This is a genomic window from Burkholderia sp. AU4i (assembly GCF_000466765.1).
GTDB lineage: Bacteria > Pseudomonadota > Gammaproteobacteria > Burkholderiales > Burkholderiaceae > Burkholderia > Burkholderia cepacia.
The window spans coordinates 1-535 of sequence record NZ_ASSI01000506.1; the positions used below are offsets into that span (position 1 = coordinate 1).

Consider the following 535-nt stretch of genomic DNA (forward strand, 5'->3'; position numbering starts at 1 on the left):
ACGTGCTGGTCAACAACGCGGGGCTGACCGGCCGCGTGAGCGCGGACACGGAGGCCGGCGAGGCCGAGACCGTGTGGGATGCCGTGCTCGACGCGAACCTGAAAAGCCTGTTCGTGACGACCCTCGCCGTGCTGCCGCACCTGGCCGGGCGCGACACGCGGATCGTCAACCTCGGCTCGATCGCGGCGCGCGCCGGCAGCCTGCTGCCGGGCGGCCTCGCATACGCGGCGGCGAAGGCCGGCGTCGAAGGGTTCACCGTCGCGCTCGCGCGCGAACTCGGGCCGCGCGGCACGACGGTCAATACGGTCGCGCCAGGCTATATCGCCGACACACGCTTCTTCGGCGACGGCGGTGTCGCGCCGGCCATCGCGGCGACGATTCGCGAGCAGACGCCGGCCGGCCGCGCCGGGCATCCGGACGACATCGCGGACGCGGTCGCGTGGCTCGCCGGGCCGCGCGCGTCGTTCGTCACCGGCGCGACGATCGCGGTGAACGGCGGCTGGCGCGTCGGGTGACGCCATCCGTACCGGCGGCC

General features: G+C 74.6%; 1 protein-coding gene. It reads left to right on the forward strand.

Annotation, left to right across the window (positions count from 1 at the left end):
* The coding region (locus L810_RS43835) for an SDR family oxidoreductase (RefSeq protein ID WP_042978570.1) at nucleotides 1-515 on the forward strand (515 nt) is incomplete at its 5' end.
* Between the last annotated feature and the right edge of the window lie 20 nt (nucleotides 516-535).